The organism is Halotia branconii CENA392 (assembly GCF_029953635.1).
GTDB classification, from domain to species: Bacteria; Cyanobacteriota; Cyanobacteriia; order Cyanobacteriales; family Nostocaceae; genus Halotia; species Halotia branconii.
Window position 1 is genome coordinate 1,253,960 of the sequence record NZ_CP124543.1, and the last position, 12,551, is coordinate 1,266,510.

Below are 12,551 nucleotides of genomic sequence, written 5' to 3' on the forward strand. Positions count from 1 at the left end.
GGTAGATTAAGTGTATAAGTAATCTACCATTGTTTTTTTATAAATTAGTAATTGTCCTGTTTATCATGAATTAATTTACTCAGTCTAATTTTACTAGCATGGCAAATAAAATTCATCTTAATAAACTTGCAGAAGGAGTTACAGCTTGGAATGATTGGCGAACAGCAAATCCAAATATAGATGTCGATCTTAGTGGAGTTTATCTGGTTCATGAAGTATCTATAAGAAATCAAAAAAAGGCTTGGAGGCTTCTTTCCTCTCTTATATCTTTGCTGATTACTTTATTTTTACTACATACTAACCTGACAGATTATTTAATAGTTTTTTTTGAAAACAACCCATTCTTTAAAGTTAATTTCTCTGCAATTGCAGAGATGGCATTGTATATAACAATTCGTTTTTCTTTGTTTTTGATGATTATGCTTACTGTATTTCCAGGATTGGAATTAATGCTGAATTATTCAAAAGGAAAATTAAATTTAATAAATATTAATATGAATAAAGTAAATTTATATGGAACGGATTTAAAAGGAGTTGATTTAAGGTACGCTGATTTAAACTGGGCAGATTTAAGAAATTCCAATTTGAGTTATTTGGAAGCAGTTGGTGCAAATTTAAGTTATGCTAATTTTACCGGGGCTTGTATAGCAAATTGGAATATTGATTCTTCTACTAATCTAAATAATATAAAATGTGATTATATTTATTACCAGTTTAATTATGAACTAAATAAGTTTGATCAGCGTCGTCCTATAGACATAAATAGTATTTTCGCGCCGAATGAGTTTACAGAACGTATCAAAATTACTGAAAAAGCATTAGAAACCATCGATTTAACTTTTACAGACGGTATCGACTGGAAAGCATTTTTCAAGTCATTTAATGAATTACGTCAACAATATCCTGAACACAAGATTGATATTCAAGGAATCGAACGTAAAAGTAACACTTTAATTGTTCGACTAGATGTGAATATTGAATCAGATATTAACACTTTTGTAATTAAAGGATCTCTTGAAACTGGTTTTAAAGAAGTTTATGAAAATCAATTGAAGTTATTAGAAGCTCAATATCGCAGAGAACTTCAAGCGAAAGATGATGATATTATATTCTATCGCCATCAAAGTACAAATTTATTAGAAATTATTAGACAACAAACAACAAGACCCATTACTGTGGAGCATATTATGTCAGAAATTTACAATAATGATTTCAAGGAAGTAAATATTGGCAATTTTGCTAATAAAAATTCAGATTATGCACAGCAACAAGCAAATCAATACATTCACATATCTGAACAAAAACAAACTCTTGCTGAAGCTGCTGCTAAAATCCAAAGGCTTCTCAAAGAGTTAGAGCAAAATAAACCCGCTGCTAATGAAAATGAGAAAATTTGTTATGTAAATGATGAAACTACTCCTAACTTTAAGCGTCGTGTTATTGGCGCATTACAAGGTGGTAGTGAAGCAGCAATTGAAGAGTTTTTAGATAATTCGTATATCAATATTGGCAAAGCTATCATCAAAGGATGGATCAAACCAAACTAAATAAATATTTTATAAATTGTATTAAATCTTGATAAGTGACAGATTCAATCTGCCCGTTTCTTGCAAGTTCTAAAGCCTACGCAAACAAGCTTTCAGCTCGATGATATACCAAAATGAATTGCGTGAATTACTCAAATGAGAAAGCAAACTGGGGTTTGAGAAAGCAAAAGCTTATTTGACTTGCGGAAAACACTAAAATGAGAAAGCAAACTGGGGTTTGAGAAAGTAAAAGCTTATTTTGAGTAAGTCAAATGCCATTTCGAGTAAGTAATCAGGCATTTTTACTTAGTTCGATATGAATTTTAGTCCAGGCGATCGCAACTCAAATTATCGAGGAAGAATATCATCTAGGCGAAGTTGAAGACGAGGCAAAAGCGGTGAATTAATCAATTGATTTAATCGATATTGTTGTTGAGTATAAGTATCTTCAGCTAGTTGACAAATAGTAAAAGTTGGTTGTTTTGGTTTACCAATAAAAGCGATCTAGACTAAAGTCCAGCTCTAAGCAGCGCAAAGTAGGGGTGGGAAACTAGAAAATAGGAAAGAAATTCTGACTCTAACCTAAGTACTACTCACTCCCTACATCACAAACTAACTTGTTAAATAGAAACACAGAAATAACAAAAATAATCGTGATATTTACCAAATTTTGTGCTTGATTAAAATCAGAATCACCTGTAATCAAAAAATCTGCATCTCCTGCCATCGCACACGCTAAAAACTTAGCATCTTTTCTGTCTCTAGGGAAATCAATGTCTACATTAACATCGATTAGTGTGATCAATGTATCGATAATTTTAAACTATTCAAGTAGAACTTCGTCTGTCAATTTAAACTTACTGCGACTTCATACATTCTTATATTCTACGATAATTTCTTCAGAAACTATCCATTCCCAGGCAGGGTTCTCAACAATAAACTGAATAACTTTTCTTGGTATTCTCCCCTTCAGTACAGCAGAAACCAAAACATTTGTGTCAATAAAAACTTTCATTCGCCGCTTCGGTAAGCTTCAATTTCTGCTGCTATTTCTGCTTCTGTAATATCTTGAACTCCAGGCAGTAAATGTGTTTTATCAAATAAATCTCTGAGCTTTTTACTGATTTCGGATTTCGGGTTATCCGGCTAAAATAATTATTTCTACTCGCTGTCCTGTTTGAAAAGGTAAATCAGACAATATAACTTGCTTTGGATCTGTAATGGTGATGTATTTCTTGTAAGCGTTCATAATTTCTCTTGATTCATTTGTAAATATTTTCTTGAATATGGAGAGGAATTTTAGTGGAACAGTGAACTTACCACTAAATTCCTAGCTCCACAGTAATTATTCATCAAAGTTACTAATCAATGTGGCGATCACAGTAGCAGCAAATTTTATGGTTAGCTTAAGTTAGCCAATCAATTTTTGCCAAGTCACTCCTCCTACAATCCCATCAGCAAGCAAACCATTCTGCCTTTGATATGTTTTAATTGCCCCTTCTGTTTGAGGGCCATAAACACCATCAACCTCAACACCCACGCGATATTGTAAGTACCTAACCACAGGGCCACCAGCATGATTAGGCCTGACAATTCTTTTCGCTACAATCAAATTAATGGCATTCCATGTTGTTTCGCCGGCAATGCCATCGACAGAAATCCCACAAACATTTTGAATTTTTTCTGTTGCAGATTTTGTAGCCCCGCCCATAAGGTTATCTTCTACTAGAGGCTTGCCATATTTATCAGTTATTTTGAGTCGATTTAAAGCTTTTTGTAGTCTGAGTACGGAGGTATCTGTATTCTGCTCATCATCAGGGACGGGATTAACAGGAGTACTAGGCACTTGACCAGTTAAGCCTTTGACGATCGCATTCGCAAGTGCTTCACCGTTATATAGTTTCATATCTTTTGACGAATCGATGAAGCAACCTTCTACTAAAATTGCAGGCATATTTGTATTTCTCAGAACAAATAGGTGAGAGCCACTCTTAACTCCACGATTAAAAAATCCTAACTTGACGATTTCATCTAATACAGGCTTTGCTATTTTTCTGCCGTTTTCACTAGTTGCAAATACTTCTGTGCCATTAGCTTGTCCGTTAAAAGCATTAAAATGAATGGAAACATAAATATCCACTCTTGAGGCGTTAGCTGTATCACATCTTTTTGCTAATGAATCGCGTACTGATCCAGCCCTATCTGGCTTGCATGGTATTACTTGATGTCCTAAATCTTTTAACTTAGATATAACTTTATTACCTACTTCTTCAGTTAAATTATCTTCAAATCTTAATCCTCTAGCTCCAGTATCTGGAGGAGCATTATGACCAATATCAATTCCAAATTTCATTTGCTAATCCTCAACTTATTTTCGTAATACTTCAAGGTTCTTCAAATTCTATATATCAAGTTTGATTAATATTTTGGTTAGCAAACCTGATAAACATAATTATCTGCGATGATTACAACCATTATTCAAATAGTAACTTTTTATGAAACCAGATAGCCATGATAATTTTACCTATTAGAGGCTAAACCCAAGAATACGCTTCATGTCCAACTGTGTAACGTGACTTGCCAATTTATTAACGCTGCGTGTGTCAGTTATCAGCGATGCACTGAGTTTCGACACTTCGACAGGCTCAGTGCGGTGCTGCGCGGTAATCGAGTTTCGACTACGCTCAACTGCCGCGAAGTCGAGATTCAACTACCGCGCAGTCGAAGTGTTGTCAGTTGTTTTTTGTAATTTTGTCTAATATCCCATCCCTCTATGAGTGGTTTTCACAAATCTTTTTGAAAAGTTGAGCGTCGGTAAACACTTTTCGCTGTCTTGAAAAGTTGCTCCTCTTGGGTAGAACCCAAGACCGCACTTTTCGCTGTCTTGAAAAGTTCTGCGCCCCGAAGTTTGCCGGAAAGAACATCTCCCCGGCAACTTCTCTTCGGAAACCGGGACGCACAGACTTTTCGCTTTGCCACTAACTATTAATAAAACTCTACCCATAAAGGGATGGAGTTTTTATTCTTTTGGCTTGGGTTTGCAACATACTGAATTGGTGCAATAACCTATAAGTTAATTAAATGCAGACACATACAAAAACGTCCTCCAAAAATGATTTGGAGGAACAATTAACTTGAGTACATTGTTGAGCAATATCTCAACAGGAATAGGCGATCGCTTGCCGTGCTTCTCCATCAAAAGTATCAAGCATCTGTTCACGCCAGCTAAACACTGGGTCATTTTCTACAAGTAAAGAAAATGGACTAATGCAGCGCGCCCACTGTAAAGAACTGAACACTACATAATCTGCCCAAGCTGGTGTTTGTCCGGCCAGAAACGACTGATGCTGGAGAGTTCGACGCAGTGGTTCAAGGCGATCGCGAAAGGTTATAACTCGCTCGTCGCGATCAGCAGATAAAGCCTCCAAGGTTGTACCAAATAACTTTTCTCGTGTAGTGCGAAAGTAGTCTTTATCTTTTGGGTGCAGGTGTGAATAAATATCTGTGATTATCAACCGAATAATTTCAGGATTGAGTACTGCTTCTACCCAATCAGTCACAAATCTAGACAAAGCTTTGCCCATTAATCCATCAAACAGTGTGGGATTATCAGGGTAACTGTTTTCAAGATACTCTGCGATCGCCCAAGAATCAGAAACAAATCGTTCACCATCAACTATCACTGGTACTTTACCCTGTCCAGAGAAAGCAATAGTTTCCTTTTCAGTAAATCGCCAAGGTATAGTTTCAAACGGTAATTGCTTATGAAGTAAAGCCAGACGCACCCGCCAGCAGTTAGGGCTAAAACGGCGATCGTCCTCAGCTCCAGCCAAATCATACAGCCTGATCTTTGCCAGTTTCATGACTGTCTTCCTTTTGAGGTAGATGCAAAACAACCTCACAATAGCATGTCAATGGAAAAGAAAGGGGGCATGGGGCATGGGGTTTTTGTTGCCTATTGCTCATAAACAAGTATCTTTACTTTTCTTCATCTAAAGCTTTTTGTATAGCCCTCCTACAAAATTCTGGAGGGTCTTCTTTGGCTTTAACAGCCTCCTTCATTTCTTTGCTAACCCTAAAACTTAACTGTTCTGTTAGCGGTTCATCACCTCTTCTTTTTCCCGGTTCTAAATTTTCTGGATTCCCTTTAGGGTTAGGCATTTATGTAGAAACGTAAATATAGCTTTAACTGAATGAAACCAATCGAATAAAGTCTTAATCGGTGGTGATATTTGTCTGGAAAACTGGTATACCACCGATACCACTTTTATCAAGAGGTAATTCTATTTTATGTTTACTCGTACCGAACTTGAACTGCTGACAATCCAGCAATTGCGAATTTTATGTAACCGCTATGGGCTAAGACCAACCGGAAACTCAGGTTACAAGGATTCATACATTACTACCCTGATGGCATTCTCGATATTAGCCCTTAAGCAGCTAGAAGATGGGAGAGGACTAAAAGCACCATCATTCAGTAGCTTACAGGTTATGGGTACGGCTTTAGATGAGATGAGTACACCTACTAATGAACAGATAGCATTAATTAGAATTTCGATGGAGGGTAGAAGGATGAACTACCCAGATAGATATAACCAAGAGAAACTGTTAGCCATCTACAAAGCTAAGTTAAATCTTGAACAAGTGATTGACTTTTTAGCAGCGCAATAACTGCTATTAAACGGAGAGGGGGGGATTCGAACCCCCGTTGAGTTGCCCCAAAACGCATTTCGAGTGCGTCGCATTCAACCACTCTGCCACCTCTCCAGTTATTTATGGATTTGATCTAGATTCGTGAATATGAAGCGCGATCGCATCCTGACGAGATTATAACACTCGACTATATATTACCTTGTTTATCAGCTTTGGGATGATTACTAATAAACTCAGATTAAATCTCATAGTACCAAATGTCTTCTTCTCGTAGCACAATCCGATTTAAAGACAGCCGATCTATTAAACCTTCCTGCTCAAATTGCCCTAAAATACGAGTAACTGTCACGCGAGTAGAACCAATCATTTCAGCCAAATCTTCATGAGTCAGGCGCATATCTATCAAACGCCCCTGGTGGATTTCGTGACCGAATTTTTTGGACAACCATGCCAATAACTTAATCAGCATGGTGTCAACTTTTTTATAACTGCGAATGATCATCAATTCTTCAGCTTGCTGAATGTGAGCAAGCAAGGTTTCTGTTGGTTGACACCATTCTTCTATGGGTAAAACTGTTGCAGCTACTTTCGTCAGACATGCTATTTGATAAGGTTCTACTTTTGACAAGGTTTTGCCGATGATATCTCCTCTTCCCCACAATCCTAATGCAACGGTTGTGCCGTCTTCTAAATAAGTAAAAGTCCGAACGAAACCCGCTTCAATCTTCCAAAGTCTATTTTGTTGCGTTGGTAGAAATGAGCGACGCGTAAAAACCTGCTGAGAATTTTGCCTCGGTGGATTAGAAATACTTGAGTATGAAGATACCATATTTTATATTACACTTAATCGATTAAATAACCGTAGTATATACATATCACAATACTGTTCAGTAGAGACGCGATAAATCGCGTCTGATAAGACTAATAACCCTTAACTGAGGCTAAATCCCAGCACCATCAAGAAATTCTGCAATCATCAAATCTGTATTGTTCTTACCGTCATCCGTTGTTTGGTCGTTTTCTAGAGTTGGTAAGTAACTTGGCTGAGTTTCTAAATGCTCCAATTGTTTTTCTAGAGCCTTAACTCGTTCAAATAAAGCACGAATTACTTCTGCTTCTACGTCCCGCATTTGATCATGATCCAGAACATTAATACTCAAGTTATTTTGACGAGTCACACGCCCTGGAATCCCAACTACTGTGGTGTTACTGGGTACATTCCTTAATACCACTGAACCTGCTCCAATGCGGACGCGATCGCCAATATAAATATTGCCCAAAACCTTTGCACCTGCTCCTACAACTACATGACTACCTATAGTGGGATGGCGCTTACCGCTTTCTTTGCCAGTCCCGCCAAGAGTAACACCTTGGTAAATTAAAGCATAATCACCTACGACTGCTGTCTCACCAATTACCACACCCATCCCGTGGTCAATAAATACTCCTTTGCCAATTACTGCCCCAGGATGAATTTCAATTCCCGTCAAGAACCGACTCAGATGGGACATAAACCTTGGTATAAAAGGAATTTTGGTTTTATGGAGTCGATGGGCTAGACGATGGAACAGCAGAGCTTGGAATCCAGGATAGCAGAACAATACCTCTAGCCAGTTACGGGCTGCTGGGTCACGTTCATAAATTGTTCGCAAATCAGTTAGTAGCATACTTAGTAAAGCTGATTGTTGGTAGATAAGGCTCTCAATGCAAGATAATTCCAGCAAAAATAAACTTTTTTTGAGAAATTACGACAGACAAACTCCGGTAATTTGATAGATTTATAGTATTTAATATTAAGTTGGATGCTATCACATCTGCACTGAAAAAAACTAGTTTTGCAGAAACTGCAATAAACAAGAGTAAAGGGACTAGTAGTCTGCCAAGAGAACTTTGCGGAGTTAATGTGAAAAAGTCCAGTTCTTTTCTCCCCCTGCTTCCCCTGCTTCCCCTGCTTCCCCTGCTTCCCCTGCTTCCCCTGCCTGCCTCCACCTATCATTTTTGGGTTGACAGACCACTAGGGGCTGAAGTGGTGTACATCCATATAAAACCGCCACACTCTGCTGGTTCAGTCTTTTATCGAAGGCATGGTTTGTACCCCATGCAGATAGCACAAGACATTACAGAGTTGGTGAGTTCAACAAAATTCCCCAAGCTGCGACAGTGGTTGCTCAGATTTCCATGAAGCTAGAAAGCATAAACACAGTCGGTTTTATCAAGAAAGACTGGATTCATGCGATCGCGGTGGCAACTGTCAAGGACTTACTATCTTATTCTAACGATGCCTGAGACGATGAGCCAGAAATAACAAACTATCCTCGCAGCAAACACCAAATAACAATTAATCGATAGGCTATTAATATACAAGCACTCCTAGCCAGCTGGATTTAATTTAGAAATTAAAAATTGAACTATGGATAAACAACCGATACAAGTCATTGGAGGTGGATTAGCTGGGACAGAGGCAGCGTGGCAAATAGCCCAAGCTGGAGTGCCTGTAATTCTCCATGAAATGCGGCCAAAACGCTTTAGTCCTGCTCATCATACAGAACATTTAGCAGAATTGGTTTGTAGTAATTCCTTTGGGGCAATGGCAAGCGATCGCGCTACTGGATTATTGCATGAAGAATTGCGTCAGCTCAACTCGATTGTGATTGCGAAAGCTGATCAACATGCTGTTCCTGCGGGTGGGGCGCTAGCGGTAGACAGAGGGCAATTTGGCCAAGATTTAACAGCAGCTTTATCTAGCCATCCTTTAATTGAATTTAGGCGAGGCGAAGTCCAAGCGATTCCTGAAGGAATTGTGGTTTTGGCAACTGGCCCCTTAACCAGCCCCGACTTAGCAGAAGATTTGCGCCGCCTCACAGGGATGGAATATCTCAGCTTTTTTGATGCGGCTAGCCCAATTATTGTAGGGGAATCCATTAATCAAGATATTGCCTTTATGGCTTCTCGCTATGACAAAGGTGAAGCTGCTTATCTCAACTGCCCAATGAATAAAGAGCAGTATCTACGGTTTTGGGAAGAACTCCGTCAAGCCGAACAAACAGAACTCAAAGATTTTGAACGAGAAACGGCAAAATTTTTTGAAGCTTGTCTACCCATTGAAGAACAAGCATTGCGGGGAGAAGACACAATGCGTTACGGCCCTTTAAAACCCGTCGGTTTATCAGACAATCGTACTGGAGAACGCCCTTACGCTGTAGTACAGTTGCGCCAAGAAGACAAAGCCGGACAACTTTGGAATATGGTAGGGTTTCAAACTAACTTACGTTGGGGTGAACAAAAGCGAGTATTCCAGCTAATTCCCGGTTTGGAAAATGCAGAATTTGTACGGCTGGGAGTGATGCACCGCAACACCTTTATCAATGCGCCTCAGTTAATGCATCCGACTTTGCAATTTAAACAGCGTCCGACATTGTTAGCGGCTGGACAATTGACTGGTACTGAAGGTTATACCGCAGCAGCTGCGGGTGGCTGTTTGGCAGGAATTAATGCTGCACGGTTAGCTTTAGGAAAAGAAGCATTAACTTTACCACCAACAACCATGATGGGGGCATTGTTTGAGTTTATCAGTTCTGCTTCACCGAAGCATTTTCAACCAATGCCGCCTAACTTTGGGATTTTCCCTGATTTAGGAGTAAAAATCAAAAGTAAACCAGAGCGTTATGGACGTTATCGCGATCGCTCTTTGGCTGATTTGGCAAATTGGAAAGCGGCTAGTACCGCAAGGCGGAATTAAAAATTAAAAATTAAAAATTAAAAATGAACACAGCATAAGCTTTTCATTGATTAGGAATGGGTGGTTTATTTCCGCTGTGCTGTACTAGTGAAAGCAGGGAGCAGGGGGATAAGAAGTAACCTATGCCCCATGCCCTATGCCCTATGCCCTATGCCCTATACTGCACATTTCATTTACTTTTTAATACCCCCGGTTCTTGCTGCATAGGCAAGACATCTAAAATATCGGTTTGGGCACAATATTTTAAATCTTCATCACATTCAAGACGCAACAATCTCTTGCCATGACTAGCTTGGTGAAATAATCCCAATAAGTCATTTTGCCACTGTGAGTAAAGAGCGATCGCACTAATTACTTCATCATTGCCAGCTAATTCCTCTAATGACAACTGAGATTGTTCAACGATACTATGAGCGATCGCACCTGCACAGGCTGTATCCTCTAAAGAAAAACTGCCTTCCCAACCAGAACCAACAATCCACACAGTTTCTGGCTGCTTTTCTAGGATATATTGCACCACAGCTGCCCGATTAATTAAGGCTGCTGCTAGTACAGTTGGAGAATCTTGTATCCTTTGTAAGGCACGAGTGCCATTAGTGGTACTGATAAACAAGCGACGACCTTGGACTAATTCTGGTGTACAGTCGAGAGGAGAATTACCCAACTCAAAACCAGCTACTTTTGCGCCGCCGCGTTCACCTGCTCGCAGACGTTTTTCTGCTGGCCATTTTTCGCTAACCTCGATAAGTTGGTCTAAATCGCTGAAGGCTTGCACAGCTTCGCCTCCAGATGCTAAGACAGTCGCTATAGTGCTAGTAGCTCGTAAGACATCGACCGCGATCGCGCAGTCTGGAGTTTTACCAGTTGGAGTCAATTCAGGGGTGTCGTATACAAATAGCTTCACGCGCTGGATACACCTGTTTCAAATACTGTTGCCGAGATTACATTCTAATTGGTGTCACGAACCATAACCACAGTTGCGTCTAGAGTATTTCTTATCTTTATACAAGAGTATTTTTTATGGAAAGGGGCATTGGGCATGGGGCATTGGGCATGGGGCATTGGGCATGGGGCATGGGGCATGGGGCACTTGTACTGAGCGAAGTCGAAGTATTGGGCATGGTTTTTGATTTTGAGATTGTCAAGTTCATGCCAACGAAGGCAAACAGCGATAATCTAAAAACAGAATCGATATTTTCCAGCTGTCTTTATTCTCAAAAATAGAAAGGGGAATTTTGCATCTAGTTTCGCTTATCTAATCTCTAAACCAAAATGGCACCTTTACCCGATTATCGTCCTAAACAACTATCTTTAGGCCCTTTAGAAGCAGAAATTTTGCATATTATCTGGGAACTGAGTTCAGCCACAGTTAAGGATGTACACGATCGCATTTTGTCTGACCCTAATCGAGAATTAGCTTATACTTCTGTAACTACAGTTCTGCGCCGCCTCACCGATAAAGGTTGGCTAGCTTGCGATAAACAAGGCCGCGCCTTTTATTGGCGGCCATTACTCACACAACAACAAGCACAAGTCATTAAAGCCCACGAACAATTGCAACGGTTTTTAGCAGTGGGCAATCCTGATGTAATTGCGGCCTTTGCAGATAGTCTCGATGAAGCTAGCAGCCAGCAAATAGAAGCGATCGCTAAACGCATTCAAGCGGCACGTCAAGCCAGGGAGGAACAATAATGCATCTAATGATGATTTTGAGCGCTTTGACAGTTTCTTGGCTATTGAGATGCTCTAAAAACAACTCCCAAGGACGTTGGCAGGTAAGATGGCGGCGATCGCTATTTTTATTTCTCTTCCCACCTTTATTAATTTTTATGACTGCGATCGCTGTGCTATTCATGGGGCCTCAAGGACAAATGGGCGGCATGTACACAGGCTGGTTAAGCTATGAACTGGTATTTATGGCTTTGACATTTTTTGCTATTTTGTGTGTCAAACTTGCTTTTCAAGGGTGGCAATCGGTAGAGTCTGCCCGTAAATCTCCACGAGTTAATCTTGAGGGTAAACAAGTTAGATTACTAAATACAAAGGCGCTGTTTGCTGGTCAGATTGGATTTTGGCAACCAGAACTAGTAGTTAGTCAAGGATTACTGCAAACTCTTTCACCAGATCATCTTGATAGTGTTTTAGCCCACGAGCAAGGACATTATTATTATCGAGATACTTTTTGGTTTTTTTGGTTGGGTTGGGTGCGTTCTTGCACGGCTTGGTTGCCTAATACAGAACCTTTATGGCAAGAACTATTAGTTTTGCGGGAATTACGTGCTGACAGTTACGCTGCATCACGGGTAGATCCTTTACTGCTGGCGGAATCATTGTTATTAGTAGTTAGCAATAAATCTGTTGTTGTAGAATCAGGAGTTTGCTGTGCTGCGTTGGGTACTTCTAGTGTAGGCGATCGCTTAGAACAAAGAATAGAAGCTTTATTAGCGCCGCTAGAACCTATCCCATCAGAGCAATTGCAATCTTGGCATAGCTTTCTTTTAGCATTTTTGCCCTTAGCAACTGTGGTATTTCATTCTTAAGATTAATCATTTTGAACATGCGATCGCTTGTTTCGCACACTAACAGTAAAAATTAGTGTGTCATACCAATTCACAATTCGCAATTCGCAATTC

Annotated in this window: 14 protein-coding genes, 1 tRNA gene and 1 pseudogene; 6 read left to right on the top strand and 10 right to left on the bottom strand. The window is 39.6% G+C overall.

Annotation, left to right across the window (positions count from 1 at the left end):
- The first annotated feature begins 98 nt into the window (after positions 1-98).
- Positions 99-1,547 carry a pentapeptide repeat-containing protein gene (locus tag QI031_RS05665; RefSeq protein WP_281484226.1) on the top strand — a complete coding sequence of 483 codons (1,449 nt, stop codon included), beginning with the start codon at positions 99-101 and terminating at the stop codon, positions 1,545-1,547.
- 327 nt (positions 1,548-1,874) lie between these two features.
- On the opposite strand, the pseudogene QI031_RS05670 reads toward QI031_RS05665, so the two are convergent.
- The 5 genes and pseudogenes from QI031_RS05670 to QI031_RS05690 all read right to left on the bottom strand — a co-directional run.
- Positions 1,875-2,030, bottom strand: a pseudogene (locus QI031_RS05670) (Uma2 family endonuclease); the annotation flags it as partial.
- Positions 2,031-2,115: 85 nt separating this feature from the next.
- Positions 2,116-2,331 (bottom strand): putative toxin-antitoxin system toxin component, PIN family, encoded by a 216-nt coding sequence (locus QI031_RS31700; RefSeq protein ID WP_425526009.1) that lies wholly within the window; start codon positions 2,329-2,331, stop codon positions 2,116-2,118.
- Positions 2,332-2,937: 606 nt separating this feature from the next.
- Complete coding sequence (locus tag QI031_RS05680; protein WP_281484227.1) at positions 2,938-3,879, bottom strand: N-acetylmuramoyl-L-alanine amidase; 942 nt, start codon at positions 3,877-3,879, stop codon at positions 2,938-2,940.
- Between the two features lie 805 nt (positions 3,880-4,684).
- Positions 4,685-5,389 carry a glutathione S-transferase family protein gene (locus QI031_RS05685; protein WP_281484228.1) on the bottom strand — a complete coding sequence of 235 codons (705 nt, stop codon included), beginning with the start codon at positions 5,387-5,389 and terminating at the stop codon, positions 4,685-4,687.
- A 115-nt stretch (positions 5,390-5,504) separates the two neighbouring features.
- Complete coding sequence (locus QI031_RS05690; RefSeq protein WP_281484229.1) at positions 5,505-5,687, bottom strand: hypothetical protein; 183 nt, start codon at positions 5,685-5,687, stop codon at positions 5,505-5,507.
- A 129-nt stretch (positions 5,688-5,816) separates the two neighbouring features.
- Here QI031_RS05690 and QI031_RS05695 point away from each other — a divergent pair, with 129 nt between their 5' ends.
- Positions 5,817-6,197: a hypothetical protein gene (locus tag QI031_RS05695; RefSeq protein WP_281484230.1), complete on the top strand. Its 381-nt coding sequence runs from the start codon at positions 5,817-5,819 to the stop codon at positions 6,195-6,197.
- Between the two features lie 11 nt (positions 6,198-6,208).
- Here QI031_RS05695 and QI031_RS05700 read toward each other — a convergent pair.
- From QI031_RS05700 to QI031_RS05715, 4 genes are all read right to left on the bottom strand, one after another.
- Positions 6,209-6,293 (bottom strand) — tRNA-Ser (locus QI031_RS05700).
- A 124-nt stretch (positions 6,294-6,417) separates the two neighbouring features.
- Complete coding sequence (locus QI031_RS05705; RefSeq protein WP_281484231.1) at positions 6,418-7,008, bottom strand: Crp/Fnr family transcriptional regulator; 591 nt, start codon at positions 7,006-7,008, stop codon at positions 6,418-6,420.
- Between the two features lie 112 nt (positions 7,009-7,120).
- A complete protein-coding gene (cysE, locus tag QI031_RS05710) occupies positions 7,121-7,846 on the bottom strand; it encodes a serine O-acetyltransferase (RefSeq protein WP_425526010.1) in 726 nt (241 codons plus the stop codon).
- Positions 7,847-8,077: 231 nt separating this feature from the next.
- The gene (locus QI031_RS05715) at positions 8,078-8,290 is read right to left on the bottom strand and encodes a hypothetical protein (RefSeq protein WP_281484232.1); all 213 of its coding nucleotides are present in this window, start codon (positions 8,288-8,290) and stop codon (positions 8,078-8,080) included.
- Between the two features lie 299 nt (positions 8,291-8,589).
- On the opposite strand from QI031_RS05715, the gene trmFO reads away from it, so the two are divergent.
- Positions 8,590-9,918, top strand: coding sequence for an FADH(2)-oxidizing methylenetetrahydrofolate--tRNA-(uracil(54)-C(5))-methyltransferase TrmFO (gene trmFO / locus QI031_RS05720; RefSeq protein ID WP_281484233.1), 1,329 nt, complete (start codon positions 8,590-8,592; stop codon positions 9,916-9,918).
- A 169-nt stretch (positions 9,919-10,087) separates the two neighbouring features.
- Here trmFO and QI031_RS05725 read toward each other — a convergent pair whose 3' ends face one another.
- Positions 10,088-10,822 (bottom strand): 2-phosphosulfolactate phosphatase family protein, encoded by a 735-nt coding sequence (locus QI031_RS05725; protein WP_281484234.1) that lies wholly within the window; start codon positions 10,820-10,822, stop codon positions 10,088-10,090.
- A 116-nt stretch (positions 10,823-10,938) separates the two neighbouring features.
- Between QI031_RS05725 and QI031_RS05730 the strand changes: the two genes are divergently transcribed.
- From QI031_RS05730 to QI031_RS05740, 3 genes are read left to right on the top strand one after another with little or no spacing between them, the layout of a single operon-like run.
- Positions 10,939-11,142, top strand: a complete 204-nt coding sequence (locus tag QI031_RS05730; protein ID WP_281484235.1) for a hypothetical protein — start codon at positions 10,939-10,941, stop codon at positions 11,140-11,142.
- Positions 11,143-11,190: 48 nt separating this feature from the next.
- Complete coding sequence (locus QI031_RS05735; protein ID WP_281484236.1) at positions 11,191-11,610, top strand: BlaI/MecI/CopY family transcriptional regulator; 420 nt, start codon at positions 11,191-11,193, stop codon at positions 11,608-11,610.
- Positions 11,610-12,458, top strand: coding sequence for a M56 family metallopeptidase (locus tag QI031_RS05740; protein WP_281484237.1), 849 nt, complete (start codon positions 11,610-11,612; stop codon positions 12,456-12,458). The genes QI031_RS05735 and QI031_RS05740 overlap by 1 nt, the downstream gene beginning before the upstream one ends.
- Positions 12,459-12,551 lie beyond the last annotated feature (93 nt).